Here is a 25,280-nt window from a genome sequence, read left to right as displayed (position 1 = left end):
CAATAATGCTACCGGTATCATTCTTTTTTAACACAGTTTCTATTATTCGCAACAAACTAAAATAGTTAAGGTATATCAAAAAATTATTAAACAATAATAAGTCTGCCCTTAAGATGGGAAAACACAGATAACATCACAACTTAAAATAAATAATGGTTTAAAAGGAACAGGGGCATGAGCGCGAACGCAATCCGAGTGCAGGTGGGGCCTGCCAACTATTTTTCTTTTCCAAGTGCTATAGACAAACTGAGCGAGTTTTATCCTCAGGCTGCACTGGATAATGCGCTGTGGATTTATGGTGAGCGCGCCTTGGCGGCAGCCATTGATTATCTGCCAGCAGAATTTAACAGCCCTCAAGCAGTGCGCGCTTCATTTTCGACCCATTGCAGCGAATCCACGGTTGCTGAGTTGGTAAAAGCTGCGGGCGATGACCGGCAGGTGGTCATCGGTATTGGTGGCGGGGCGGTTTTGGATACGGCAAAAGTGGTGGCGCGTAAGCTGGGTTTGCCGTTAGTGGCTATTCCGACTATTGCGGCAACCTGTGCGGCCTGGACACCGCTTTCAGTCTGGTACAACGATGCCGGGCAAGCACTGAATTTTGAAATATTCAAAGACGCCAATCATTTGGTGTTAGTCGAGCCGCGTATTATTTTGCGGGCACCAGTGGAATATCTGCTGGCAGGAATTGGCGATACATTGGCGAAATGGTACGAAGCCGTGGTTCTTAGCCCACAACCGGAGACACTATCTCTGACCGTTCGTTTGGGATTACAGGCGGCTTTGGATATTCGTAATGTATTGCTTAAGCAAAGTGAAGCCGCCTTGCAAGCAGTTAAGCAAGGTGAGTTGACGCAGGATTTCCTTGATGTGGTTGATGCGATTATTGCCGGTGGCGGTATGGTCGGCGGATTGGGGGAACGTTATACGCGTGTGGCGGCGGCACATGCTGTACACAATGGTTTGACACTGTTGCCTCAAACTGAGCATTTCTTGCATGGCACCAAAGTGGCCTATGGAATTTTAGTTCAGACCGCCCTGCTAGAGCAGGATGAAGCATTACAATCATTGATTGTGGCGTTTAATAAATTGGGTCTGCCGACACATTTGGCTGCATTGGATGTTGATATTAATGATCGCGATGCTATTGAGCGTGTGATTGGCCGAATTCTGAAGCCGAGTGAGTCAATTCATTATCTGCCGATTGCGCTGAATTCAGACAAAATATGGGCGGCGATTGAGCGGGTGGAAATTGCTGCTCAGCGCTGATAGCGCGCGGGAATAGCCGTTTAGATCAAACGAACATAAGAATATTGTTTCAAGCGGTTTAACATCTTGTTTTTTGCTCCCAAGTTAGGGCAAAATACGCGCCATGGAATAACCGACGTTTAAACGCGTCGGTTATTTTTTTGCATTCGTGTTTTCACAAATCAAGAGGCCGGACAACGATCCGGATAGATAAACAGGTCCGCGAGCGATTATTCACATACGAAAATCGCCGTTATGAGGAAAGAAAGATGGGGCAATTATTCACACTGGCGCCGGTGCCCACCGGTATGCGCTGCACATGCAGCGATTATGGAGCAACTGGTATGGCAAATACCCGTTACACCGCTCTCGTTTCCCCACTTACGTATCCCAGGCAGATACGAAGTTTCCCCGTCACCTCTGACCTGCGAGCTACACTTGCAAATTGGGTTAAAGGTATGGGGAGGCTGAATCATGACGCATAACGCTACTGTTGCCGTCGGTACCAATCAAACTGGCACCAATAACCGTGTTCAACTTAGAAAAACACTGACATTAGTGCAAGTTGTGATGATGGGTTTGGCTTATTTACAGCCGATGACTATTTTCGATACTTTTGGCATTGTATCCGGCCTGACCGATGGTCACGTCGCGACTTCTTACGCCATTGCGCTGATTGCGGTGCTGTTCACTGCCATCAGCTATGGCAAATTGGTTAAGCGCTTCCCATCTGCGGGATCGGCCTATACCTACGCCCAGAAATCCATTAGCCCAAATGTTGGCTTTATGGTGGGTTGGTCATCACTGCTGGACTATCTGTTCATGCCGATGATTAATATTCTGTTGGCAAAAATTTATCTCGAGGCGATTTTCCCAGGCGTGCCATCTTGGATTTTTGTCGGCGCACTAGTTAGCCTGATGACGCTGTTCAATCTGCGTGGCATTAATGTGGTTGCTAACCTGAACTCAATCATCGTTGTAGTCCAAGTGGCTGTCATGGTGGTCTTTATGGGGCTGCTGATTCACGGTGTTTATCAAGGTGAAGGAACAGGCACACTGGTTAGCCCACGTCCGTTCTATTCTGAGAATGCCCATTTGGTGCCGATGATAACCGGGGCCACGATACTGTGCTTCTCATTCCTCGGTTTCGATGGCATCAGTTCGCTGTCTGAAGAAACACCGAATGCCGGTAAAGTCATCCCGAAAGCGATTTTCCTGACGGCATTGATTGGCGGCATCATCTTTATTGTGGTGTCTTATTTCCTGCAACTCTACTTCCCGGACATTTCGCGCTTCACGGATCCTGATGCATCGCAGCCGGAAATCATGCTGTTTGTGGCCGGTAAATTCTTCCAGTCAGTCATTCTGTGCTTCTCCTGTGTCACGGTGTTGGCATCTGGTATGGCCGCGCACGCCGGCGTTTCGCGCTTGTTGTATGTGATGGGTCGTGATGGGGTATTCCCGGAGAAAGTGTTTGGTTACGTGCATCCGAAATGGCGTACCCCGGCAATCAACGTACTGTTGGTTGGCGGCGTGGCATTGTCTGCTATTTCATTTGACTTGGTGACGGCAACAGCATTGATTAACTTCGGTGCGCTGGTGGCCTTTACCTTCGTTAACCTGTCAGTGATTTCACAGTTCTATATCCGCGAACGTTGTAATAAAACGTTTAAGGATCATTTAAGCTACCTGATTCTGCCGATGATTGGTGCAGGGACGGTCGGTGTGCTGTGGATGAATCTGGAAAGTAGCTCAATGACGCTGGGCTTGGTGTGGGGGTCAATTGGTCTGCTTTATATGATCTGGAAAACCCGTGCTTTCCGTCAGGCGCTGCCACAATTTAATGGCGAACTGGCACAGTAATCGCTTGTTATTGCTGACGAAAAACGGAGCCATATGGCTCCGTTTTTTATGGGATTAAATCTATTATCGATGTTAACTCACCAGATCTCTGGCATAGTCAAACAGTGCTTTTAGCAGGGCCAGCTTCTCTTTGTCTCCCTCATACAGATTATAAAACTGCTCCAGTTGCAGCACATAGTCTTGCACTCTTTCTGGATTCAGTGCTTCACGACGATGTTCTAACCAGCGCTTTTGTTCCTTATCAGTCAAGGTATTAGGGTAGTTACGTGCGCGAAAACGGAATAGTAGCTCTGCCAGTCGTGGGTCCTGGAATGTCAAATCCAGTGCTGGCAGATTTTGCGGCTCAGTTTGCAGAATAATTTTCATGGTGGCGCGGTCAGCATCACTGAAAAAGCCATTATAGAGCTGTGCATCCACATCGTCGGGCACGGCAAAAGGTTCGGCTTCAGCAAACAGGGCGACCACTTTTTCGCGGACTTGCGGATTTTGCCGCAACAGTTGCAGATTTTGCAGGCAGCGCTGACGGTCAATACCCAGTCGTTCGGCATTTTCTGCCAGCAGGGTTTTGGCGGGAGCCAGCACCGGGCATTTATTGATATGTACCAGTTTCAGTGGCACGGCAGCGTCTTGAGCATTGAGTTTATCGCGGCGGGTATACAGCCGCTCACGCAATGTATCACTGTCCAGCTCCAGCAGGGGCGACATGTCACCCGCCAGATCACACATAATTACTGCATTTTTATTCTCAGGATGCCATGCCAATGGCGCGACCCAACTGGTGTTACCGCGTGCCGCACCAAACATGCCGGACACATGAACCAGTGGCGTCATATCCGCGATATCAATCAGTGCGTTTATTTTATGTTTACTGCGATGCTGATAGAGGTAATCAAACAGCCGCGGCTGGGCTTGTTTTACCCGTTTTGCCATAGCGATGGTGGCATACACATCTGACATCGCATCATGGGCATGTAAGTGTTCGACGCCATTGGCTTTAGTTAAATGCTCTAATTTGAAGCTGGGTAGGCCATCTTCGTTTTCCGGCCAGACAATGCCGTCCGGTCGCAGGGCGTAGCAGGCGCGCATGACATCAAGCAAGTCCCAGCGAGAATTACCCCCTTGCCAGCTATAGGCATAGGGATCGTAGAAATTACGATAGAAAATATTGCGGCTAACTTCATCATCGAAACGAATGTTGTTGTAACCGAGGATACAAGTGCCGGGTACATTGAAAGCCTGATGGATTTGGCGTGCAAATTCAGCTTCATTTACCCCATTGGCTAAAGCATGTTGTGGGGTGATGCCGGTGATCATGACGGCTTCTGGCTGCGGCAGATAGTCATCTGCGGGGGCGCAGTAAACTACCAAGGGTTCTTCGATGATATTGAAATCCAAATCGGTGCGTACCCCGGCAAACTGCGCTGGCCGGTCTAATGCCGGGCGCTGACCAAAGGTTTCATAATCGTGCACATAAAATGTTGGTTGCTTATTTTTATCTGACATTATTCAGTTTAACCCTTAATTCTTATGGTCATTCTTTATGACGGGCCTCCGCTAGCGGTAAGCCGCAGTGACCAATGGCATTGGTTTTAGAATATCATTTCAGCCGGGCTGGGACGTCAGGATTTATTTTGAAATAATTATATTTCACTCAAAGTAAGCCGATCTCACTAATATTTACCTGCCGTTTACTTAGCTATTCATACAATTCGCCTACTGAATATAATAAGTAGGACTCATAGTGAAAACACTTCTGTTAACCGGTGCAACTGGTTTTCTGGGCGGAGCTGTACTCGAAAAGCTATTGTTGGAAAACTCAGATTTTAATTATTTATTATTGGTCCGGGCCAATACACCGGAGCAGGGGCTTACTCGTATTCGAGAGAATATGGCGAAATTTTATCTCCCAAATGGGCGATTGAATAAAATAGATGTTAGCCATATTTTATTAGGTGATTTAGCGGAACCGGACAGTTTTATCAATGACCCGCGTATCGATAAGGTAACGCATGTTATTAATTGTGCTGCAGTTGCCTCCTTCGGCAATAATCCATTAATTTGGAAAGTGAATGTCGATGGCACATTAGCCTTTGGCAAAAAAATGGCGCAAGTTTCTGGTTTACAAAGATTTATTCACGTAGGCACGGCCATGTCTTGCACTCCAGATGCCGACACGGTGGTGAGTGAGCGGATCTTATCCGCCGAAGATGATGCTCATTTGGTGGAATACACCAAATCAAAATCAGCAATTGAACGTCTATTAGCCGAAGAATGCCCAGGATTACCATTGGTATTTGCCCGGCCATCGATTGTTGTTGGGCATACTCGTCTGGGTTGCCAACCTTCCAGCAGCATCTTTTGGGTATTTCGTATGGCATTAATGCTGCGTAAGTTCATGTGCTCTCTGGATGACTATATTGATGTTATTCCAGTCGATTATTGTGCTAATGCTTTAGTGTGTATTTTGCTGCATCCAAACTTACCTGAAAATATTTACCATATTTCTGCCGGAGAGAAAGAAAGTGTCAGTTTCGCTGAGATTGATCAGGCGATGTCAACAGCTGCCCGGCAGAAACCCATGGGCACGGATTATTGCCAGGTAGAATATGGTGCATTGGTACAGATGCGTAACCAACTGAAAGGGATTTTTGGCCCCTGCAATGAGCGCTTAATGCTAAAAGCCATGCGCTTATATGGTGCTTTTGCCATGCTTAACGTGCGGTTTAGTAATGAACGTTTGCTCAGCCTGGGTATGCCAAGGTCACCACGTTTCACGGATTATATTGCTTGCTGTGTTGAGTCCAGTTCTGGCGTGTCTATTGTGCAACAAATGGCGGTTGATTTTAAATAAGTCTATTTCCCCGTCGGGCAATATCTGACGGGGATATCTATTCTCCCCGACCTGTTCCTGCCACTTTTGGTAACGGTTAACCCGGTGCCAGAGTGAAATAACTCAGCTAGACTTAGGTTTTGGTATCTTATTGGAAGTAGGTAAGTTGTGCGCCTGAACAAAAAAATATCGCCATTGGATAACCTGATTTATACCCATTACCGCATTACGCATGCTTTACGTATTACGCTCGCGTTTATCTTAACGTTCCTGATTATCCGCTTACTGGCGGTTCCTGAGGGCACTTGGCCGCTGATAACATTAGTGGTGGTGATGGGGCCTATTTCCTATTGGGGCAATGTGCTGTCCCGAGCCATGCAGCGTATTGGTGGCACTGTTTTTGGCGCGATATCTGGCCTGATAGCGCTTTACCTTGAGTCCTATTCTTTAATATTGATGCTGGCCTGGTGTGGGGTGGTAATGTTCCTGTGCGGCTACCTGACGTTGGGCAAACGCCCCTACATGGCCTTGCTAATCGGCATCACATTGGCGGTGGTGTGCGGGTCAGCTCCAGGGGATATGGCGACGGCGCTGTGGCGCAGCGGCGATGTTATTTTTGGCTCATTATTGGCGTTAGTTTTTACCAGTGTCTATCCGCAGCGCGCCTTTACCCATTGGCGCATGCAAATGAGTGATAATTTGCGCGCAATCAGCCAAATCTATGCTGCTTATTTATCACCCAATGTTATTGAGCGCCCACGATTAGAGCCAAAATTAAAAAACGCGCTTAATCAATCAGTTAAAATGCGTACTTTCATTGCGCCAGCCAGTAAAGAATCCCATATTAATAAAGATGTTTTTGAGGCTATCCAGACATTAAGCCGCAATCTGATTTGCACGTTGGAATTGCTGGTGGATGCCTATTGGTCATCGCGAGAAAGCCATTTTATTATGCTCAATGCCAAAGGTTTGCGCAGCACTCAATTGATGACGATCCGCACTCTTAATATATTAAGTGACAGTTTGCGCGATGGTTCACCGGCCCGTGAGCGGGAAGTTGCCGGTGAATTGGGTGAAATCTCGACTGAGTTGAAATCATTGATGTTGGCCGTGACGCAAGAACAACAGATTGAAACGCCGATTTATGGCTATGTTTGGCTGAGTCTTGAGTTAACCAAACAGCTTGAGGAATTGGATGATCTGATTAATATGACCTTGCGCAGGTGATCAATCGGATCTTAAGGCAGATGAAATTTCTGTCTGGCGGGTAAAGCAGGTAAGATAACTCAATGAATCTTGTCACCAGGTACGGCAAAGCGGTATGGTGCAGGTAGCCTGGTCACCAGCAATTGAATTTGTGTAAAACTTAAGTGAAGGTGTGAAAATGGATAATGCAAGTAAACCAACTTTCCAGGACGTTTTGGAGTTTGTGCGTATGTTCCGTCGCAAAAACAAGTTGCAGCGCGAAATCGTTGATAACGAAAAGAAAATCCGTGATAACCAAAAACGCGTTCTGTTGCTCGATAACCTGAGTGAATACATCAAGCCAGGGATGAGCATCGAAGAGGTTCAGGCCATTATCGCTAACATGCGTGGTGACTACGAAGATCGTGTTGATGATTACATCATCAAAAATGCGGATCTGTCTAAAGAACGCCGTGAATTGTCGAAAAAACTGAAAGCGATGGGCGAAGTTAAGTAACTTCACTCTGGTTTGATAGCATTATTTTAATGCTATCAAGAGAAAGGCTGGCATTAATCGCCAGCCTTTTCTTTTGGAGAAAATATTCTTAATTTGACGGTTTTTTCTGTCGTAAGAAACTCAATGCCGGGATCTTCGCGCCTTTCACAAAGATAAACGCCAACAGCAGCGAACCCCACAGAGCCATAGTGATATAGCTACTCACCCCCATGATATTCAGCCCGCTTTCCAGCATTTGCAGTAAGAACAGCGCTAACACTATGCCGAAAATCTTCCCGAATCCGCCATCAGGATTCACCCCGCCCAAGACTGTCGCCAAGATAGTGATAAGCAGCAATGACTCGCCGTAAGAAGCTTTGGCCGAGTTGAGTTTTGACATCATCAACAATGCCGCGACAGCGCACAGTAATGATGAAATCACATACACCCAAATCAGTGTGCGCCGGGTATTAATCCCCGAGAAAAAGGTGGCTTTTTCGTTAGAGCCGGACAGGTATATCTGGCGACCCAGTGGGGTCTTGGTCAGAATAAGCCAGATAACCAACGCCACCGCAGCAAACAGATAAAGCGGCACCGGAACCCCGAGAAAATAGCTGCGATCCAACGCCAGCACATAGTTTGGAAAGTTCGAAATTGCCGAACCTTTGGAGATAAGCACATTCACGCCTTTAAGCAAGGTCATGATGCCCAGCGTCGCCAAAATAGGGGAGACCCGAACAACCGAGATTAGTATCCCATTGATAATCCCCACCACCAAAGCAACCGAAGCCCCGGCTAACAACATCAATATCATTGAACTGAAGGTGGGCTCCAGATGGGTACAAACCCAGGCCATCACCAGTGCGCTGGCATTCGCAGTAGCAATAATTGATAAGTTGATACCGCCGGTCAGCATGGTGATGGCCATTGCCAGCGTCAATACTCCCGCGACAGGGATTTGTGAGGCGATGGACTGAAAGTTAGCCGTAGACCAGAATACCTGCGGGATCAGGACACTGAATACCCCCCCCACCAGCACCAGCAGTGCTACCAGCCAGCGCTCGGTATGATCACGTTGAGTTGTTTTCGACATGGTTATATCCCTACCTTATGACGTTGGCCCCAGGCCGTCACACTGATACTGATGACAATCACCAGACCGATAACCACGGTGTGCCAGTACGACGAAATACCCAGTAAATTCAAACCATTTTGTAGTATTGCCAGCAAAATCACCCCCAGCAGAGTGCCGGTTAAGGTGCCGCGCCCGCCGACAATACTGGTGCCGCCCAACACTACCGCTGCCAATACGGTGAGTTCATAACCCAGCAGCGAGTCTGGTGCCACCGTCAAAACGGTATAGGATTGCACCACCCCGGCGATTCCGGATAAGAAGCCCATATAGCCATAAACAAACAGTTGCAGTTTAAGAATGCTGAATCCCATGCGGGATGCCGCTTCCTGATTCCCACCTAATGCATAAATTTGCCGGCCAATACTTGTGCGAGTCATCAGCAGGGCAGTGACAATAATGGTCGTCAGCAAGGTCAAAATGGGCAGCGAAAGACCATAGTCATAACCATCAGCAGCCGTGAAGGAGAACAACATCGGCCCGTGTTCGAACCATTCCGGGTAGGTATACAGCCAGATGCCCCGGCTGAGATACAGCAGTAATCCGTAGAATATATTCAGTGTGGAAATGGTAATAATGATGGATGGCACGCGCAGGCGATTAACCAATAGCGCATTAATCAACCCCAGCAATAAGCCGATGCCCCCAGCCAGCGCGAAGGCCACTGGGAAGTTACCACCAAACTTCACAATTAATGTCACCATGACATATTGCGAGATAATGGTCATCGCCGGGAATGAAATATCAATACCGCCAGAAATCAATACGATAAACAAACCACACGCCAAAATGGTCAACATGGCATAGTTATTTATCAAGTCATAAATATTGGCGAGCGTGAGAAAATCTGGGCTGGTGAATGCAAGATAAGTCGAAATAATCAATATAGTGAAAGCCAACATGACCTCATGGCGTTTCAGATTTTCTTTATTGAATAAACCTGTTTTACCAACATCAGATTTATTAAGTGCATGGGGGTTAGCCATTTACTACCTCCGCAATGGCTGCTTCGTTGCTGTTACTCGGCAAGAACTCCTGCACAAGCCGCCCGGACCGCATAACTAAAATACGGTGGCTATTAAAGTAAGCTTCATCAATCTCATCACAAACCATTAATACTGCAATCCCCCGCGCGGCCAATGCATTGATAATATTATAAATACCGGCTTTGTTGGCGATGTCCACCCCTACAGTTGGCGAGTCTAGGATCAGAATTTGTGGGTCGGTTGCCAGCCATTTGGCAATAGCAATGCGCTGGGCGTTCCCGCCAGATAATGTATTGACCGGCAAATCGCTATTGCCGATTTTAATCGACAGGTGCTTCACCATGTCTTCGACCAGTGTATCGATTCGTTCAGTTCGCATCAGGTGGAAGGCATTTTTAAGCCGGTGTAATACAGTGGCGCTGATATTGTCGCGGATTGATTGCTCCATAATCAGCCCGGTGCTCATGCGATCTTCCGAAACATAACCCACACCAGCAGCAATGGCATCGCGGTTGCTGGCGAAATACATTGGTTTATCATTGATACGAATGGTGCCGGACTCCGGCGTAGTTAAACCAAATAGGCTGAGACAAAGCTCTGTTCGGCCAGAACCCAGTAAGCCGACCAGTGAGACAATTTCGCCGGGATGCAAAGTCAGTGAAATATTGTGGTATTCGTTTCCGCGGGAAAGCTCTTCTACCGCCAGCACTGCCGGGCGGTCTGCGCTGTAAGGCGGGAGTACCTGAAAGTCAAATTTCATCCCGGTCATCAACCACGCCAGCCGCTGGTTATCCACTTCAGTAGCAGGGTAGGTGCCAACCCAGTTACCGTCTTTCAGCACGGTAATGCGGTCTGAAATCTCCAGCACTTCGCTCAAGCGGTGGCTGACAAATACCACGCAAATATTACGTGATTTCAGTTCATGCACCACTCGCAGCAAGCCGTTAACCTCTTGTCGGGTTAGAGACGCGGTAGGTTCATCCATCACAATGAGGCGGGCATCCTGTGCCAGCGCGCGGCAGATAGCGACTAATTGTTTCTGGGCGATAGGTAAATCCTCAACCAAATCGTCCAGATTAAGATGGGCATCAATACTGTTAATGACGCGCTCGGCGGTTTCCCGCATCTGGCGTTTATTCACCCACAGATGGTGGTGATAATGGTTCATGGCGATATTTTCAGCCACGGTCAGATTGGGGAATAATGATAAATCTTGATAAATCACCTGAATCCCCAGACGGACAGATTCAATCGGGGTCAGGGTTGAATAGGTTTTGCCATCGATGGTGATCACGGCATCTGTGTCGGGTTGGTAAACACCGGAGATAATCTTGATCAGTGTTGATTTTCCACAACCGTTCTGCCCTGCGAGGCAATGAACCTCACCCGGCAATAGAGTCATAGCCACCTTATTTAGCGCTTTGACGCCATAAAAGGTTTTACTGATATTTTCCAGGGTAATAAATGGCTGCATAGATCCCCTAACACCCAATGTCATTAATAGCAGAGCCGAACAGTGCATCCGGCTCTGCGGTCATGCTGTGGATTAATACAGAGAATCCACGTTATCTTTGGTGACGCGTAACACATTATGGAACTGAATCAGGTGTTTATCCTGATTAACTTCCGCTTTACCTACCCCTGGGATCTCCATGCCAGTTTCGATTTTCTCGCCTTTCAGCACTTTGTCCGCTACAGCAGTCAAGGCATAACCGGCAGAACCTGGGTCATAAGTGACGCCCATGGCGATATCACCACTTTTAATTAACGATGCAGCCTGAGATGGGATCATCATGCCGAATACGTGGACATTGTTTTTCGCGCGTTTTTCCTTCACTGCACGGCCGGCACCAATTGGGCCTTGTGAACCGAATGCCACAATACCTTTCAAATCGCTATGTGCTTTCATCAGGTCTAGTGTCGTGCGGCGTGAGTCATCAATGCTTTCAGCAACAGGCATACGGCTGGTCACTTCAAACATTTCCGGATAATGCTCTTTCTGGTATTTAACAAACAAATCGGCCCACAGGTTATGTTGTGGCACAGTCAGGCTGCCCACATAAATGACATAACCGCCTTTGCCGCCCATCGCTTTTGCCATTTCTTCCACGTTATCAGCGGCGAACTTGGCGTTATCGATAATTTCGATATCCCAGTTAGCACTTGGCTGCCCCGGAGATTCGTTGGTCAATACCACGATGCCGGCATCACGCGCTTTCTTGAATACGGGCTCCAGTACATCGGCATCGTTTGGCACGATACTGATGGCGCTGACTTTCTTGGCAATCAAATCTTCAATAATCTTAACTTGTTGTGGGGCATCAGTACTGGAAGGGCCAACTTGGTAGGCTTTAATTCCTAGGTCTTTGCCGGCTTTTTCAACCCCTTCGCCCATACGGTTGAACCAAGGCATCCCCGCGATTTTCGAGATGTTGACGACTTCCACTTCTTGCGCCAATGCACTACCCGAGCACACCATCATGCTGAACAGGCTGGCCGCCAATAACGTTTTTACACTCAGTTTTTTCATCTAAGGCTCCCGGAGCTAATGTAGGTTGAGGCTATCGTTGTTAGGTGCTGACGTAATATTCTGTATTGCTTAAGTTATATTTATGTTTTTAAAAAAATGAAGATTTACGAGGAAACAGATTTTACATCTGGACTACATTTCCCGTAGATGGACTCTACTGCCTCGATAGCTATTTTCCCCATATCTTTGAATGCTATTTACATGGACAAAATAGCTGCTTTCCCGGTTTGTGACTGGCGTCATGATTTTGAGGGAAGGAGCAATGAGAGTTGCATAAAAATGGTTGTCAGAAGGGTGATAACAACACTATTTACATGGACATTCTGGTTTGATGTGTTTTAGGGGCTTATCAGGGGGTGAATCGCGGTATTTTGGGGCTATCGCACCCCGCCCGGCACCATAGTTAACAGATGTTGGCTCGGATAATTTTGGCTGATATTGCGCTGTTGTAATTGCCAATAAAGCTGTTCTACGTCATGACGTTGACGGTCTAACAACAGCCCCACCACACTGCCGCTGTGGGCAACATTCAGTCCATATAAATCCAGTTCTTCTACTAATTCCAATAGGGCAGAAAAATCTGGCTTGACCAACAAATGCTGGCTGGCTCGGGCGCTCAGTGTGGTGGACTGGCCCAATAGTGAGTAATCGTGGTGTTCGGCGGCCAGTGTAAACAGTTGCCATGCTTGTGCCAAAGAGGCCGCACTTGCCCGCAGCGCGGCCTGGCGATGGCGACGGTGATAATCTTCGGTATTCAGAGTATCTGGGCTTTCCAGCAGTAAAATATCCACTGTGGGCTGCCAATCATAAGAAATTTGGGTGGCGGCGGTTTGATGATCGAACAAAGTCAGCCGCTGAAACAAGGTGCTGTCAGTGGGTTCCAGTCCGACACACAAAGTAGCCAGTGTCGCCTCGTCCAGTGTTTCACCCAGGTGGCGAGCCGTTGCCAGTGCGGTGGCGGCAATATCGGCTGTACTGCTTGCCAGCCCTTTTGCTACCGGAATAGTGGAGTCGAAGCTGATGTGCAGACCACGGGCTAGTTCCGCAGGTTGGTCGAAGTAAGCCAGTACCGCTCTCAGCATTTGGCGCATACGCGGCCGTTCATGGTGGCCCGGAACCCCGTCAGTGACCGACACGGTGCTGAACCAATTCACTGGGCAGGAAATGAGCTTTTCCCCTCCCAGTATCCAGCCCTGAATCAATTCGCCACAGGAGGCGGGGCAGCGAGCTTCAGCCATGGCTGAAAACCTGCTGCAAGGCGTTGACCAACTGCCGGTTATCCGCCGCACTTTTGATTGCCACACGGTAGTGGTCGCGTGTCAGACCGGGGTAATTGGCACAATGGCGGATCAGAACATGGTGCTGTAATAATGCCTGTTGCAGATTGATTTCCGGTGTTAAGCAGCGCAGGAAGAGATAGTTGGCGCGTCCTGGCCACACCTGCAATGCGGGCAGGGCGCATAGTTGCTGATATAGCCAATGTTGCTGTTGCGCCAGCCATTCATGAGTGGCCTTAATATAGGGCTGGTCATCGAGAATAATCTCACCCGCCAGTGCGGCGAAAGCATTGATGGTCCAAGGTTCACGTTGTTGTTTCATTTGCCGGATACCCGCCAAATCACCACTGAGCAGGTAACCTAAACGCAGCCCCGGAATGGCAAAAAACTTGGTCAGGGAGCGCAAGACATAAAGGCGGGGGAAATCCGCTAATTGTGGGATAAGCCCCGGCTCATCGGGCAAAAAATCAAGAAAGGCTTCATCAACAATTAACGCAATGTGATGTTGATGGCAGCACCGCACAATAGCTTGTAACAGCGCCGCATCAGGCATTAGGCCGGTAGGATTATTTGGTGTTGCCAGAAACAGGCAATCTGGGCGTAACTGCACTAAAACGTCTAACAGCCGTTCATCGGGCTGGTAGCCCTCGGCTTCACTCATCTCATGGTCATGAATCTGACAACCGACTCGTTGCAAGGCTCGGCGGTATTCGGCAAAACCCGGCGTTAGCAGCAGGGCGCTGCGCGGTTGCAGATAATGTACCACGGCGTAAATCAGTTCGGTGGCACCGTTGCCCGCCATGATATTTTCCGGCAGGCAATGGTGGGCGCGAGCCAACGCACTGTGCAACTGGCGATATTCAACATCAGGGTAGTGTTCCGCGCGAGCCAATTGTTCAACAATGGCGGTTTTTAGAGAGTTCGGCATCCCCAGCGGATTAATATTGGCACTGAAATCAATGATATTTTCTGCGTCAGTCCCGATTTTCAGTGCCATTTCAAGCACATTCCCACCATGCTCACTCATTGCAGCGTCATACCCCTAGTTAGCTTGTGTGTTTAGAGTACCATAAGCGAGGGAATTGAGTTTAGCGACAACGCTTCTGGTGTGAATGCCAGTATATCGCGCAGGCGCACTACATCACCAATAACAATCAGAGCCGGTGCCGAGAGGCCTTGTGCCGCCACTTGATCAGCTAATGTGGTCAGGGTGCCGCTAGCCACTTGCTGCTGTTGGTGGCTGGCATACATCACCACCGCAGCGGGTGTGGTGGCTGCTTTGCCCCCAGCAATCAATTGCTGGCAAATGGTGGTCAGTTGCGTCATTCCCATCAGGATAATCAGCGTGCCTTCCAACTTCGCGAGTGTTGCCCAGTCCTGCGGCTCATTGCCTTGGCGCAAGTGGCCAGTGACCACATGGAAGCCGGAGGCATAATCACGATGTGTTACCGGGATCCCGGCATAGGCCAGCCCGCCGATAGCGGAACTGATCCCCGGCACCACTTCAAACGGGATATCTGCCAGCGCCAGAGCTTCGGCTTCTTCACCTCCGCGCCCAAATACATACGGATCGCCGCCTTTCAGCCGCACCACATTTAGGCCACGTTGGGCACAATCGACCAGAATTTGATTGATTTGCGGCTGCGGCACTAAATGGTGATTGGGCGTTTTCCCCACATTAATCATTTCACAACCATCCGGGGCTTCAGCCAACAGTTCTGCACACACTAACCGGTCATAAACCAGTGCTTCGGCCCGACGAATAGCATGCAAGCCTTTTACTGTAATCAGTGCCGCATCTCCAGGGCCTGCGCCCACCAGCCAAACTTTCCCACTTTTCATATTGCCTCTCATTGTGCGGCGAGGGCCGGCTGTACCGGCAAGTTCAGTGCCACGCGCATGACATCACGGGCAATCATTAATTCTTCGTTTGTATTGACGATGGCAATTTGTACTGGAGCATTATCCTGCTGAATGAAGAACTGATTTTTGAGGTTTTTCTCTTTATCCAGTTCAATGCCAAGAAACTCTAACTCCCGGCATATTTGCTGACGGGCATTGCGGGCATTTTCACCAATTCCACCGGTAAAGATAAGCGCGTCAATTCCACCCAATTGCACAATATAGCTGCCAATCACTGCGCGGATCCGCTCGGCGAATAGCTCCAGAGCCACCGCAGCACGGGGGTTACCACTGTTGGCGGCGTGTTCCACATCGCGGTAATCATGTGAGATGCCAGAGATGCCCAGCAAACCGGATTGGTTGTTGATTAGGTGGTTAATTTCGGCCGCACTTTTGCCTTCCGTTTGCTGAATAAAAGGTAAAATAGAGGGGTCAATATCACCGCTGCGAGTGCCCATCATGATACCGGCCTGTGGGGTGAAGCCCATGGAGGTATTGACCGAGCGGCCATTGCCAATAGCGCAAATACTGGAGCCATTACCGAGATGGCAGGACACAATTCGCAGCGCTTCTAATGGTCGTCCCATACGTTCGGCACAAACTGCGCTGACATATTTATGACTGGTGCCGTGGAAACCGTAGCGGCGAATACCCAGCTCCTCATAATAGCGCCATGGCAGCGGATAAAGGTATGAGGTCTGGCTGAGAGTCTGGTGGAATGCAGTATCAAATACTGCTACAGCGCTGGCATGGGGCAGGGCGAGTTGGAATACCCGAATGCCCAACGCGTTAACCGGGTTATGCAGGGGCGCTAATATGCCCAATTGTTCAATTTTATCGAGCACTTGCGGGGTTATTAGTACTGAATCGGCAAAGGCCTCACCGCCGTGAGCAACACGATGGCCGACGCCGATGATCTCATCTAGTGAATCAATAATATTGTGCTCAATCAGTGCTTTAAGCAGATATTCAGCACCTTGTCGGCAATCGGCAATCGGGCGTGTTTCCCGCCATTTTACATCACCGGCCCGCAGGTTAAATACGGCATCGTCCGTGCCAATGCGCTCAATTAATCCCTGACACAGGACTTGCTCGTCCTGTTGGCCGGTCTGCTCATTTAGCATGGAAAACAACTGAAATTTCAACGAAGAACTGCCGGCGTTAATCGCCATAATCTTACCGGGCATGCGACTCTCCAGAATGATTCAAATAAGTCATAAGGTCAGTTAATCCCTCGCCGGTTTGCGCCGAGGTGATGAAAATGTGCTGTGCGCCCGCTTGAGTGAGGCAATCTGCCGCCCAGCTCAGTTGATTTGGGTGGCTGACGGTATCGGCTTTGCTGATAATACCAATCACCGGCTTGTTAAAAACCTGCGCCAACATCGGGGCAAACCAGCTTTGTGTGGCATCGGCGTTTTGCACTAATCCCACGACATCGGCTTCACAAGCACTGGCTAATAACGCACTGTATAAACAACGGTTTTCCAAATATTCACCAGGCGTATCAATGGCATTGTCCTGCCAGATAATGGACTGGGTTTTCTGGTAATTAAGTGCCTCTCCATGCAAACGCTGAATCAGTGAGGTTTTGCCGCACTGGCTGGGGCCAATCAACATAATGCGTTGCATGGCATCAGGTCCGGGTCATCGGGCAGGCGGTAAATTTCATCATGTCGCCCAACGTGTGGATGACTTGCTTCAGGGCATACTCAACCGCCGAAACATCGCCGGTAAACACCACCGCCCCGGTGAAACGGTCAATAAAACCAATCTCAACAGCGCCAGATTTGGTGGCGATATCACTGGCAATAATCGAAGCTTCGCTCGGGGTGATGGTCAAAATGCCAATGGCGCTACTGACATCGTTTAGCCCCAATTTTTTATAAAGTGCTTTATTAGGGTTGGCTATCAGATGCGCGAGAGTTATCTGTTTACCCGGGACATACTCTTGAATCACGCGCTCGGGGGTGCTGTTCGCTTCCATCATGCCTCCTGAACTAACTGACGCCACAGCGCCTCATGGGGCCGCGGGATAACTGAGCTGTAAACCAGTAATCCTTTCTCACCGGCACACTGGCTGGCGACTTCTACTGCAGTCTGCACATCGGCGATATCGCCGCTGAGCACCTGATAACATTTGCCGCCGATACCAAATGCCATATGAATGCGCACCAGGGTGACATTGGCGGATTTAACCGCGCGGTCAGCAGCAGTAATGCAAGCTGCCACACTCCAGGTTTCCACCACACCGGCGGCTTGCCGGTTTTCTACCGGATTCAAGCCGCTGATGGCCGGTAACACTGAAGGGTGGAGATTAGGCAGTACGATGCTATCGACCAATAGATGGCCGCTGTGCCGCTCACCATTTTGTACCGACTGGCTCACCGCCCCGATATCGCCCCCCACCATCAGCAAATATTTGCCTGGGCACAGGGTTTTGCTTACCAGCAGGTCGACGTTGGCGCTTTTCAGCATCAGGTCGCAGACTTCCATCCCTTTGGCAATACTGCTTAATTCAACAATTCCAATGGCTTGTGACATGCCCATTCCTCTTGAAAAGATACTATCAGCCCCGACTAATCGTGATGGCGCTGCTACTGATGGCGGTAATAACACCACTGATACTGGCGTGTAGTGGTGCGCCCAAGGCGTTATTCGGGATTTGCCCAATCAATTGGCCTTGCTCAACCCGTTCGCCTACAGCAACGACGGCTTCTGACGCGGCCCCGATATGCTGGCGCAGTGGCAAAATGACCTGTTGAGGCAAATAGCTTTCCTCACTAAATGGCGCGGCGTGATACCAGTCGGCCAGATCCAAACGGGCAATTAGCCGCGAGATGGGTACCATGCGGTAATTTGCCATCGGGTCTGCTTCTCGTAGTTCCCCTTGGTAGCGGGCACCTTGGGCACGTAACTGTGTTTTCAACAGACGGTTAATGCGCATGGGCGAGATATCGACCGGACAGGCATAGCTTTCACATAAACCGCATTCCGAGCAGGTTAGGGCGCTGAGTAAAATATCGGGCGTAGCAACGTGTTGATAGATAATTGCTCGCACCAGCAAATGCGGTGGTAATTCATGGCCGATTAGATGGCGCGGACAGAGTTCGGTACACATGCGACACTGTTCGCAGACGGTACGGGCGATGGCGAGCACATCCTGATCACTGCGCGTGCGGCGGGTAATCAGCAAATGGTCAGCAGGCAGTACCAGTAAGCCACCGGTCGTCTTGGTGACAGGTGCATCAAGGTCATGCAGGGCATGGCCCATCATCGGGCCACCATTGATATAAGCCGGATGAGGAATGGTCGCGCCACCGGCCAGTGCCAGCACTTCCCGTAATGATGTCCCCAGTGGCACTGTCAGAGTTAATGGCCGAGCCACGGCACCATTGACTGTTAGGGTGCGGCGGGTGACCGGCCATTGCTGTTCAACCGCGCGGGCCACATTGAGCAGGGTTTGCACGTTATTGACCACCACACCAATACTGACTGGCAGGGCGGCGGGAGGAACCCGACGACCTGTCGCCAACCAAATAGTGATCACTTCATCCCCGGCGGGGTAAACATCGGGTAAAATATGCAACCGAATTTGCGCAGGCAGCAGCGGTGTCAGCGCTGTAATCGCCTCCTTATATTTGGCTTTTAGCGCAATAATTCCCTCACGAGCGCCGGTTGCGGTCATGCCATACAGCACACCGCGAACCAGTCGTGCCGCCTGACGGGGGATCAATTGCTGATCCACTTTCAGCATCGGTTCACATTCTGCGGCATTGACCAGGAAAATCTCCGCTTGCGCCTGAAGTTTCACCGCAGTTGGGAAGCCGGCTCCACCCGCGCCAACGACCCCGGCATCACGCACTCGCTGTTGAATTGTCATAGCATCACATTGCGCCAGTTCGCCATAAGCGGGGGGCGCGCGCCGCAGGTTGGCGTCCGGCATTTGAATGTCACTCATAAAGTGCCTCAATAATTCCGCGGATATCCTTGTCATCAGCCGGGCGTGGGTTAGTACGCAATGTCACATCGGCTTGAGCTGCAGCAATCATGTCGGGAATACGTTGTTGCAACTGGCGCTCGTCGACTTTCATTGCCACCAGCGGTTGAGGTAGCCCGCATTGGCGTTTCAGCAACTCAATCTGGTGAATCAGCTGGTTAACCGCACCGCGATCATCACCATTGGCCGGGCTGAAATGGCATAACTTCGCCAGTCGGGCATAGCGTTTGCGTGCCCGAGCATCCACGGCGTTAAAGCGAATGACCGGCACTAACAGCAGGGCATTGGCCAACCCGTGAGCAATGTGGAATTGGCCGCCCAATTGGTGGGCAATGGCATGATTAATACCCAGCCCGGCCTGGCTGAATGCCATGCCGGCCAGTGTTGAAGCATTGTGCATTTTGCCACGGGTTATCAGACAATCGCCTTTACGACAGGCGGTTGCCAGATGACGGAACACCAGTTGCACTGCTTTTTCGGCCAGCGCATCGGTAAAATCACTGGCTCGCGGTGACACATAGGCTTCCAGCGCATGTGTCAGCACATCTAACCCCGTATTGGCGGTGATAACTGGCGGCACGGTGGCGACCAGTGCAGGATCCAAAATGGCGATATCCGGGTAAATCTCATCGTCAAACAGCGGGTATTTAATACTTTTTTCCGGATCACTTATCACGCAAGCGCTGGTGACTTCCGAGCCCGTCCCGCTGGTGGTCGGGATGGCGATACAGGTTTCTATCTCCAGTCCTTGTTTGCGGCTAAACCAGACAATGGCTTTGGCGGCATCCAGTGCCGAGCCACCACCAAAACCGATTACAATATCGGGGCGCAGCGCTTGCATCTGTTCGATACCCTTAACCACCGTGGCGATGTTGGGGTCCGGTGTGATGTCGCTGAACAGACTAATATGGTTGTCAGCGGGTAGCGCTTGTTTCAGGTTATCCAGCACCGGTGAGGTCGCCAGAAAACCGTCGCAAATTATCCAGATTTTGCGCTGATGGAAGCGTTGCAGCACTTTGAGGCTGCCTTCCCCGCTATAAATTCGTGTTTGCAGGAAAAAAGTCTTCATACGTCCTCGCTCAGCGAATAGAAAAACCATTGGTCAGCACGCAGCGACGTTGGCGCGCAAAAGTGCGAGCCGAGGTGGTGCCTTCACCGGTTGGCGTGGCGATGGTAAAGGTGGTAAAGCCTTCGCCACCGACACCAATGCCTGCATAGGACGGGCCGTTTTTCACAAAAATGGAGGTCTGTAATAGACGGGCGGCCAGATTCAGGCGTGAAACATTCTGCGAATGCATAGTCGCGGTGTGGTGTAAACCGCCTTCGACTTGCAGGGCTAGTGTCAGACCGGCATCAAAATCCTTTACCCGCACAACGGGTAGCAGTGGCATCAATTGTTCAGTGGTGACCAGTGGGTCATCACCGGCAACCTCTACCAGTAACAGGCGCGGTGCTTTAGCAGGACAAGTGATCCCGGCGGCTTTCAGCAGTTCAATCGGGCTTTTACCTACCAGATTTTTATTAGCGTGGCCCTGAGGGGTTAGGCAGGCTTTGCGCAGGTTGTCGACATCTTGCGGATTGCTGATAAGTAGCGCATCGAAGGCCTGCATCTGTTGCAATAAACGCTCAGCAACACTTTCCACCACAATCAGGCTTTTCTCAGCAATACATGGCAGGTTGTAATCGAATGAAGCACCGGCGACGATATCCTGCGCTGCCTTCACTAACTCGGCAGTTTCATCCACTAAGCAAGGTGGGTTACCAGCACCGGCACCAATCACTTTTTTGCCGCTTTTCATGCCCATGGCCACAATGGCTGGGCCGCCGGTAATCGCCAGCAACGCAATTTTGTCGTGTGCCATCATCTGTTGTGTGGCTTCAAAACTCGGGTTTTTCACTGTCACCACCAAGTTGCGAATACCGCAACTGTTGAAGATGATCTCTTCGATTTTGGCGATTAAATCCAATGAGACTTCTTTAGCACCAGGATGTGGGCTGAAATAAACCGCATTACCGGCTGCTAACATACTGATGCTGTTATTGATAATAGTTTCGGTCGGGTTGGTGCTGGGGGCGACGGAACCAATTACACCAAATGGTGAATATTCGAATAACACCATGCCGCCGTCACCGGTCAGCGCAGTGGTTGCCAGATCTTCAATTCCGGGGGTGTTTTCCAGTGCGGCTTTGTTTTTCAGAAATTTGTCTTCTTTATTGCCCATGCCGGTTTCGCTGGCACCGCGTTCTGACAGTGACGCTAGCTGGGGTTTTAGCTGTTCGCGGATAGCGCTAATAATGGCGCTGCGGGTTTTCATCGGGCTTTGCTGATAGCGTAAAAAGGCGCTGTGAGCGGCATTGACTGCTTCATCCACGCTGGCAAAAATAGCGCTGGAGGCAGACGACGCAGTAGTTGGCGTCAGTTGCTCGGTGAGGATAGTGCGAATGAGAGTTTCAAGATCATTGGTGTTCATTATTCATTCCTCAGGTGTAAAGCCGATATGGCCGCTTCTGCTATGTACATATCTTGTTCGACGCTACCGCCGCTGATGCCTAAGCCGCCCACCAGTTGGCCATCACGCCACAGGGGGTAACCGCCACCAAAACTCACCACTTTTCCACCGGTGCTGGCTTCCAGTTGGAATAGGTCAGCCCCCGGTTGGACGGCGCTGCTGAGTTGATGAGTGGCGGTTTTCAAGGCGACAGCAGTCCAGGCTTTTTTGGGAGCCAGTTCACTGCTAACCAGCAAGGTATCGGGCATGCGGTAGGTCATAATCATATTGCCGTGGCGGTCGGCAAGTGCCACAACTACGGCAATTTTTAGTGTCATAGCGGCATCAACCGCCAATTTAACTAATTGATGAACATCGGAAAATCTAAGCCCAGCTTCGGAAGGGGGAGTCATCACAGATGTCGGTTTCTCTGTTGCTGCCGCCAGATAACGGGCGATCACGGTTTGCGCTGTTTGCTGTAACTGTTGGCGCTGATCTTCATCGCGGGCCAATGCATACAAGCAATCTGATAACCGATTTAGGTACTGCAATAACACCGGGCGCACGGGCACTTGCTCTGCCAGTTCTATTAGCCGCCGTTCGCAGCGCCGCGCCAGAGTGCGGGCAAAATGCAAGCGGCTACCGGCTTCTGTATTGCCGGGCAGAATAAAACCGTGCACCGGCGGTAACTGCGCCATGCAACGGTCTACTGCCTGTTCCAGTGCATGAATATCCTGTTCATTAATACTTTTTTGCCCAGCAGGCGGGGTTTCTATCCCAACACTGGCCAGCTCAGCACTGAAATAAAACAATTGATGTTGTACGGCATCAAGTAACTGAAGGTTTTCAGCCCCTTGTGCTACCCGAGCACACAGGCTGAGCGCCGCATTCAGTTCATCCAACGTGCCGTAGGTTTCCACCCGAGGGTGACTTTTTTTCACTCGTTGGCCGGTGAACAGGGCTGTGGTGCCCGCATCACCGGTTTTGGTATAGATGCTCATAAAATCACCGCTTAATCAGTAAGAACATTCATCATCAGTAAGAGCATTCATCGACGATGGCGACGATCGCCAGATCGATGGCATCATTCGGCTCGGCAAAAACACGCCGGGCGCTGGACCCCCCGGACAGCAGCACCAATTCCCCCTGACCGGCACCAACCGAGTCCACTGCCACCTCATCCGGCGTATTGCTATCAGGTGGGAGTGAACCATCACCCGCGACACGGCGTACCAACAGCAGTTTCTTACCAATCAGCGTTGGTGATTTTTGCGTTGAAACCACAGAACCTACCACTCGGGCCAGTTGCATGTTTACTCCTGCCTTAACAGTTGAATGTGACGGGCTGACAATGTGTCCTGTGCCAGCGGTGTAACCTGCGTATGGTGGTCAATCAATAACCAGCCGGGGTCAAGTGTGGCAATATCGCGATAGCTCAATATCTGACCTGCATGCAGCCGCACCGCCACCCCTTGGCTGTCACTGAAACTCAGCGGCAACGGACGCAGTGCCGCTGCGGGCAGCGCTGGCAACAGTTGGCGGTGCAGGCTGATATGCACTTTCATGCCCCACGACCATGCCTCATGCAGCGCAGCAACTGCCGGACATTGGGTATCGTATTGCGCCAGCCTGCGGATAAATGCCAAGTCCGGCAGCATCAGGTGTACAGTGGCATGCAGCACGAATACTGATGAGTCGAGCCCGGCGCGTAGCTGAGGCAGCAGCAGGGCGTGAACCCGGCGTTCGCGCTCGGCCAACCGGGTGACAATCTGGCTGACCAGTTGTTCGGTTTGCGCCTGAGTCAGATTCATGGCTGTCGTGTCCGTGGGATTGAGGTTAATAACGTGGCGAAAGCGGCAGGGTCGTCAGCGCCAGCAGCATTGGCCTCATCGGTATCAATGTGCATTTCCAGTTTCATTTGGGGTGAAACTCGAATCGCGACATCGTCCATGATCAATCGGCGGCCACTGCCCTGTATTGCCACTTGCACGCGGTCACCGTGTTTGACCCGATAGATAAGGGCATCCAGCGGTGACATATGAATATGTCGCAGTGCCACAATGACCCCCTGCGGCAACTCCAATTCGCCGTACGGGCTGACTAACCTGATCGCGGGCGTCTTATCCAAGTTGCCGGACATGCGCAGCGGGGCATTGATACCCAATGTGCGGGCATCGGTGCGGGAGATTTCAACCTGGCTATGGCTACGCAGTGGCCCTAGAATCCGGACATTTTTTAAACTGCCCTTAGGCCCGACCAGCGTTACCGTTTGTTCTGCGGCAAATTGACCGGGCTGGAGCAGCGCTTTTTTCTCAATCAGTGGCTGATTGGGGAATAATTGTTGGTAATCCTGCACCGAGAGGTGCAGGTGTCGATTGGAAACCCCAAGCGGGATCGGACGAAGACGCATTTCGTCGAGGATCTTACTGACAACGGGTTCCAGTAACGCTTTTTCCATCAGACTTTTCCTCGTTTACCCAAGTGGATACAGCGAAAGCGAGGCTCACCTTTATGGCGTCGGCAAGCCGGGTCGAGACAGAGATTACAGCTCACACGAAGAGCTGGCTGGGCCTCACTTTCTGTACTCTTTTTTTCCACGCTCAAGGTTATTTCAGGTGCATCGTCGGTGGCGGTATCGGCAGGTGGCGCGGCCTCTGCTTCTTCAACCTCGGCATCCTCATCTGCAGATATTTCGGTAATAACCACCTCGGCGATGGCCTCGTGCGCAGGTTCGCTCAAGGCTGTCGGCTCGGCGGCTATCGACTCTGGTTTGGGTGCTTGCCAATGCGCCATTAGGGTATCTGCCGGGCGGGCCAGTACCGCACGAGAAACTAAACCCTGATGCTGTTCGGCAAAGGCGGCACCGGTACTTATTGCCGCCTGAACTGAGGCCACATCACCGGTCAGGCGGATTAACATCCAGCCGGAGCCGTTGGTTTTTTCTATGCCGATCAGGTTGACGGAGGCGGCTTTCGCCATAGCATCCGCCGCGCCGATAGCCAGCGCTAGACCGCTAACTTCAAGTAAACCCAGTGACGTTTTCACGCTGTGCTCCTCGTCTTACCCTTAGGCAGAGGTCGGTAAAATGGCTTCTACATCGCTGTGCGGACGAGGGATCACATGGCAAGATTTCACTTCACCCACCGCGCTGGCTGCCGCAGAACCGGCGTCAACAGCCGCTTTTACTGCGCCGACATCGCCACGGACCATGACAGTGACCAAGCCGGATCCGATTTTCTCGTAGCCCACCAGTTGTACGTTGGCAGACTTGACCATGGCATCTGCGGCCTCAATTGCCGCGACCAGGCCTTTGGTTTCGACTAATCCCAGTGCATTGTTCATATTTCT

General features: G+C 50.6%; 27 protein-coding genes. 6 read left to right on the top strand and 21 right to left on the bottom strand.

Annotation, left to right across the window (positions count from 1 at the left end; translation table 11 throughout):
* The first annotated feature begins 174 nt into the window (after nucleotides 1-174).
* From F0T03_RS13920 to F0T03_RS13910, 3 genes are all read left to right on the top strand, one after another.
* The gene (locus F0T03_RS13920) at nucleotides 175-1,266 is read left to right on the top strand and encodes an oxidoreductase (RefSeq protein ID WP_159678993.1); all 1,092 of its coding nucleotides are present in this window, start codon (nucleotides 175-177) and stop codon (nucleotides 1,264-1,266) included.
* 248 nt (nucleotides 1,267-1,514) lie between these two features.
* Entirely contained in the window at nucleotides 1,515-1,730 is a 216-nt protein-coding gene (locus F0T03_RS21850; protein ID WP_050106821.1) for a hypothetical protein, read from the top strand.
* Nucleotides 1,720-3,108 (top strand): APC family permease, encoded by a 1,389-nt coding sequence (locus F0T03_RS13910; protein ID WP_145556270.1) that lies wholly within the window; start codon nucleotides 1,720-1,722, stop codon nucleotides 3,106-3,108. The genes F0T03_RS21850 and F0T03_RS13910 overlap by 11 nt, the downstream gene beginning before the upstream one ends.
* Nucleotides 3,109-3,180: 72 nt before the next feature.
* On the opposite strand, the gene sbcB is transcribed toward F0T03_RS13910, so the two are convergent.
* Nucleotides 3,181-4,611 (bottom strand): exodeoxyribonuclease I, encoded by a 1,431-nt coding sequence (gene sbcB / locus F0T03_RS13905; protein WP_159678991.1) that lies wholly within the window; start codon nucleotides 4,609-4,611, stop codon nucleotides 3,181-3,183.
* 238 nt (nucleotides 4,612-4,849) lie between these two features.
* On the opposite strand from sbcB, the gene F0T03_RS13900 reads away from it, so the two are divergent.
* The 3 genes from F0T03_RS13900 (at nucleotide 4,850) to tmaR (ending at nucleotide 7,640) form a co-directional block, all read left to right on the top strand.
* A complete protein-coding gene (locus F0T03_RS13900; protein ID WP_159678989.1) occupies nucleotides 4,850-5,959 on the top strand; it encodes an SDR family oxidoreductase in 1,110 nt (369 codons plus the stop codon).
* Between the two features lie 147 nt (nucleotides 5,960-6,106).
* A complete protein-coding gene (locus tag F0T03_RS13895; protein ID WP_159678987.1) occupies nucleotides 6,107-7,165 on the top strand; it encodes an FUSC family protein in 1,059 nt (352 codons plus the stop codon).
* A 157-nt stretch (nucleotides 7,166-7,322) separates the two neighbouring features.
* A complete protein-coding gene (gene tmaR / locus F0T03_RS13890) occupies nucleotides 7,323-7,640 on the top strand; it encodes a PTS system regulator TmaR (RefSeq protein ID WP_002217522.1) in 318 nt (105 codons plus the stop codon).
* An 88-nt stretch (nucleotides 7,641-7,728) separates the two neighbouring features.
* Here tmaR and F0T03_RS13885 read toward each other — a convergent pair whose 3' ends face one another.
* The 20 genes from F0T03_RS13885 to pduJ all read right to left on the bottom strand — a co-directional run bounded on the left by F0T03_RS13885 (nucleotide 7,729) and on the right by pduJ (nucleotide 25,274).
* Nucleotides 7,729-8,712, bottom strand: coding sequence for an ABC transporter permease (locus F0T03_RS13885; RefSeq protein ID WP_145556266.1), 984 nt, complete (start codon nucleotides 8,710-8,712; stop codon nucleotides 7,729-7,731).
* A gap of 2 nt (nucleotides 8,713-8,714) precedes the next feature.
* Nucleotides 8,715-9,653 (bottom strand): ABC transporter permease, encoded by a 939-nt coding sequence (locus tag F0T03_RS13880; protein WP_246169965.1) that lies wholly within the window; start codon nucleotides 9,651-9,653, stop codon nucleotides 8,715-8,717.
* 76 nt (nucleotides 9,654-9,729) lie between these two features.
* Complete coding sequence (locus F0T03_RS13875; protein ID WP_162526953.1) at nucleotides 9,730-11,211, bottom strand: sugar ABC transporter ATP-binding protein; 1,482 nt, start codon at nucleotides 11,209-11,211, stop codon at nucleotides 9,730-9,732.
* A 72-nt stretch (nucleotides 11,212-11,283) separates the two neighbouring features.
* Nucleotides 11,284-12,219 (bottom strand): autoinducer 2 ABC transporter substrate-binding protein, encoded by a 936-nt coding sequence (locus F0T03_RS13870; RefSeq protein ID WP_246169964.1) that lies wholly within the window; start codon nucleotides 12,217-12,219, stop codon nucleotides 11,284-11,286.
* 425 nt (nucleotides 12,220-12,644) lie between these two features.
* Nucleotides 12,645-13,505 (bottom strand): GHMP family kinase ATP-binding protein, encoded by an 861-nt coding sequence (locus F0T03_RS13865; protein WP_145556262.1) that lies wholly within the window; start codon nucleotides 13,503-13,505, stop codon nucleotides 12,645-12,647.
* Nucleotides 13,498-14,571, bottom strand: a complete 1,074-nt coding sequence (cobD, locus tag F0T03_RS13860) for a threonine-phosphate decarboxylase CobD (protein WP_159678985.1) — start codon at nucleotides 14,569-14,571, stop codon at nucleotides 13,498-13,500. Before cobD ends, F0T03_RS13865 begins: the two co-directional genes overlap by 8 nt.
* 32 nt (nucleotides 14,572-14,603) lie before the next feature.
* Nucleotides 14,604-15,386, bottom strand: coding sequence for a uroporphyrinogen-III C-methyltransferase (gene cobA, locus F0T03_RS13855; RefSeq protein WP_145556260.1), 783 nt, complete (start codon nucleotides 15,384-15,386; stop codon nucleotides 14,604-14,606).
* An 8-nt stretch (nucleotides 15,387-15,394) separates the two neighbouring features.
* Nucleotides 15,395-16,633, bottom strand: a complete 1,239-nt coding sequence (locus F0T03_RS13850) for an acetate/propionate family kinase (protein WP_145556259.1) — start codon at nucleotides 16,631-16,633, stop codon at nucleotides 15,395-15,397.
* Nucleotides 16,623-17,075 (bottom strand): EutP/PduV family microcompartment system protein, encoded by a 453-nt coding sequence (locus F0T03_RS13845; RefSeq protein ID WP_159678983.1) that lies wholly within the window; start codon nucleotides 17,073-17,075, stop codon nucleotides 16,623-16,625. The genes F0T03_RS13850 and F0T03_RS13845 overlap by 11 nt, the downstream gene beginning before the upstream one ends.
* Nucleotides 17,076-17,079: 4 nt before the next feature.
* Nucleotides 17,080-17,430, bottom strand: a complete 351-nt coding sequence (pduU, locus tag F0T03_RS13840) for a propanediol utilization microcompartment protein PduU (protein ID WP_005157716.1) — start codon at nucleotides 17,428-17,430, stop codon at nucleotides 17,080-17,082.
* Entirely contained in the window at nucleotides 17,430-17,987 is a 558-nt protein-coding gene (locus F0T03_RS13835) for a BMC domain-containing protein (RefSeq protein ID WP_145556257.1), read from the bottom strand. The genes pduU and F0T03_RS13835 overlap by 1 nt, the downstream gene beginning before the upstream one ends.
* A gap of 25 nt (nucleotides 17,988-18,012) precedes the next feature.
* Nucleotides 18,013-19,404 carry a 4Fe-4S dicluster domain-containing protein gene (locus F0T03_RS13830; protein WP_162526952.1) on the bottom strand — a complete coding sequence of 464 codons (1,392 nt, stop codon included), beginning with the start codon at nucleotides 19,402-19,404 and terminating at the stop codon, nucleotides 18,013-18,015.
* Nucleotides 19,397-20,512, bottom strand: coding sequence for a 1-propanol dehydrogenase PduQ (locus tag F0T03_RS13825; protein WP_159678981.1), 1,116 nt, complete (start codon nucleotides 20,510-20,512; stop codon nucleotides 19,397-19,399). The genes F0T03_RS13830 and F0T03_RS13825 overlap by 8 nt, the downstream gene beginning before the upstream one ends.
* A 10-nt stretch (nucleotides 20,513-20,522) precedes the next feature.
* Nucleotides 20,523-21,914, bottom strand: a complete 1,392-nt coding sequence (locus F0T03_RS13820) for an aldehyde dehydrogenase family protein (protein WP_159678979.1) — start codon at nucleotides 21,912-21,914, stop codon at nucleotides 20,523-20,525.
* A complete protein-coding gene (locus F0T03_RS13815; RefSeq protein ID WP_159678977.1) occupies nucleotides 21,914-22,933 on the bottom strand; it encodes a cob(I)yrinic acid a,c-diamide adenosyltransferase in 1,020 nt (339 codons plus the stop codon). Before F0T03_RS13815 ends, F0T03_RS13820 begins: the two co-directional genes overlap by 1 nt.
* 34 nt (nucleotides 22,934-22,967) lie before the next feature.
* Nucleotides 22,968-23,243 (bottom strand): EutN/CcmL family microcompartment protein, encoded by a 276-nt coding sequence (locus F0T03_RS13810; protein WP_004699362.1) that lies wholly within the window; start codon nucleotides 23,241-23,243, stop codon nucleotides 22,968-22,970.
* A gap of 2 nt (nucleotides 23,244-23,245) precedes the next feature.
* Nucleotides 23,246-23,743 carry a microcompartment protein PduM gene (gene pduM / locus F0T03_RS13805; protein WP_145556253.1) on the bottom strand — a complete coding sequence of 166 codons (498 nt, stop codon included), beginning with the start codon at nucleotides 23,741-23,743 and terminating at the stop codon, nucleotides 23,246-23,248.
* Nucleotides 23,740-24,390 carry a phosphate propanoyltransferase gene (locus F0T03_RS13800; protein ID WP_145556252.1) on the bottom strand — a complete coding sequence of 217 codons (651 nt, stop codon included), beginning with the start codon at nucleotides 24,388-24,390 and terminating at the stop codon, nucleotides 23,740-23,742. The genes pduM and F0T03_RS13800 overlap by 4 nt, the downstream gene beginning before the upstream one ends.
* On the bottom strand, nucleotides 24,390-24,977 hold the full coding sequence (locus F0T03_RS13795) for a BMC domain-containing protein (protein ID WP_159678975.1): 588 nt from the start codon (nucleotides 24,975-24,977) through the stop codon (nucleotides 24,390-24,392). Before F0T03_RS13795 ends, F0T03_RS13800 begins: the two co-directional genes overlap by 1 nt.
* A gap of 21 nt (nucleotides 24,978-24,998) precedes the next feature.
* Nucleotides 24,999-25,274, bottom strand: coding sequence for a propanediol utilization microcompartment protein PduJ (pduJ, locus tag F0T03_RS13790; RefSeq protein WP_004090424.1), 276 nt, complete (start codon nucleotides 25,272-25,274; stop codon nucleotides 24,999-25,001).
* Between the last annotated feature and the right edge of the window lie 6 nt (nucleotides 25,275-25,280).

The sequence above is a fragment of the Yersinia canariae genome (assembly GCF_009831415.1).
Taxonomy (GTDB): domain Bacteria; phylum Pseudomonadota; class Gammaproteobacteria; order Enterobacterales; family Enterobacteriaceae; genus Yersinia; species Yersinia canariae.
Note: the sequence above shows the minus strand (reverse complement) of the source record. Positions and strands in the feature narration are given on the sequence as shown.

Excerpts from the sequence above, each read along its gene's own strand:
- F0T03_RS13920 (WP_159678993.1), top strand. The coding sequence starts at position 175 with ATGAGCGCGAACGCAATCCGAGTGCAGGTGGGGCCTGCCAACTATTTT.
- F0T03_RS21850 (WP_050106821.1), top strand. The coding sequence starts at position 1,515 with ATGGGGCAATTATTCACACTGGCGCCGGTGCCCACCGGTATGCGCTGC.
- F0T03_RS13910 (WP_145556270.1), top strand. The coding sequence starts at position 1,720 with ATGACGCATAACGCTACTGTTGCCGTCGGTACCAATCAAACTGGCACC.
- sbcB (WP_159678991.1), bottom strand. The coding sequence starts at position 4,611 with ATGTCAGATAAAAATAAGCAACCAACATTTTATGTGCACGATTATGAA.
- tmaR (WP_002217522.1), top strand. The coding sequence starts at position 7,323 with ATGGATAATGCAAGTAAACCAACTTTCCAGGACGTTTTGGAGTTTGTG.
- F0T03_RS13885 (WP_145556266.1), bottom strand. The coding sequence starts at position 8,712 with ATGTCGAAAACAACTCAACGTGATCATACCGAGCGCTGGCTGGTAGCA.
- F0T03_RS13880 (WP_246169965.1), bottom strand. The coding sequence starts at position 9,653 with ATGTTGGCTTTCACTATATTGATTATTTCGACTTATCTTGCATTCACC.
- F0T03_RS13875 (WP_162526953.1), bottom strand. The coding sequence starts at position 11,211 with ATGCAGCCATTTATTACCCTGGAAAATATCAGTAAAACCTTTTATGGC.
- F0T03_RS13870 (WP_246169964.1), bottom strand. The coding sequence starts at position 12,219 with ATGATGGTGTGCTCGGGTAGTGCATTGGCGCAAGAAGTGGAAGTCGTC.
- F0T03_RS13865 (WP_145556262.1), bottom strand. The coding sequence starts at position 13,505 with ATGGCTGAAGCTCGCTGCCCCGCCTCCTGTGGCGAATTGATTCAGGGC.
- cobD (WP_159678985.1), bottom strand. The coding sequence starts at position 14,571 with ATGAGTGAGCATGGTGGGAATGTGCTTGAAATGGCACTGAAAATCGGG.
- cobA (WP_145556260.1), bottom strand. The coding sequence starts at position 15,386 with ATGAAAAGTGGGAAAGTTTGGCTGGTGGGCGCAGGCCCTGGAGATGCG.
- F0T03_RS13850 (WP_145556259.1), bottom strand. The coding sequence starts at position 16,633 with ATGCCCGGTAAGATTATGGCGATTAACGCCGGCAGTTCTTCGTTGAAA.
- F0T03_RS13845 (WP_159678983.1), bottom strand. The coding sequence starts at position 17,075 with ATGCAACGCATTATGTTGATTGGCCCCAGCCAGTGCGGCAAAACCTCA.
- pduU (WP_005157716.1), bottom strand. The coding sequence starts at position 17,430 with ATGGAAGCGAACAGCACCCCCGAGCGCGTGATTCAAGAGTATGTCCCG.
- F0T03_RS13835 (WP_145556257.1), bottom strand. The coding sequence starts at position 17,987 with ATGTCACAAGCCATTGGAATTGTTGAATTAAGCAGTATTGCCAAAGGG.
- F0T03_RS13830 (WP_162526952.1), bottom strand. The coding sequence starts at position 19,404 with ATGAGTGACATTCAAATGCCGGACGCCAACCTGCGGCGCGCGCCCCCC.
- F0T03_RS13825 (WP_159678981.1), bottom strand. The coding sequence starts at position 20,512 with ATGAAGACTTTTTTCCTGCAAACACGAATTTATAGCGGGGAAGGCAGC.
- F0T03_RS13820 (WP_159678979.1), bottom strand. The coding sequence starts at position 21,914 with ATGAACACCAATGATCTTGAAACTCTCATTCGCACTATCCTCACCGAG.
- F0T03_RS13815 (WP_159678977.1), bottom strand. The coding sequence starts at position 22,933 with ATGAGCATCTATACCAAAACCGGTGATGCGGGCACCACAGCCCTGTTC.
- F0T03_RS13810 (WP_004699362.1), bottom strand. The coding sequence starts at position 23,243 with ATGCAACTGGCCCGAGTGGTAGGTTCTGTGGTTTCAACGCAAAAATCA.
- pduM (WP_145556253.1), bottom strand. The coding sequence starts at position 23,743 with ATGAATCTGACTCAGGCGCAAACCGAACAACTGGTCAGCCAGATTGTC.
- F0T03_RS13800 (WP_145556252.1), bottom strand. The coding sequence starts at position 24,390 with ATGGAAAAAGCGTTACTGGAACCCGTTGTCAGTAAGATCCTCGACGAA.
- pduJ (WP_004090424.1), bottom strand. The coding sequence starts at position 25,274 with ATGAACAATGCACTGGGATTAGTCGAAACCAAAGGCCTGGTCGCGGCA.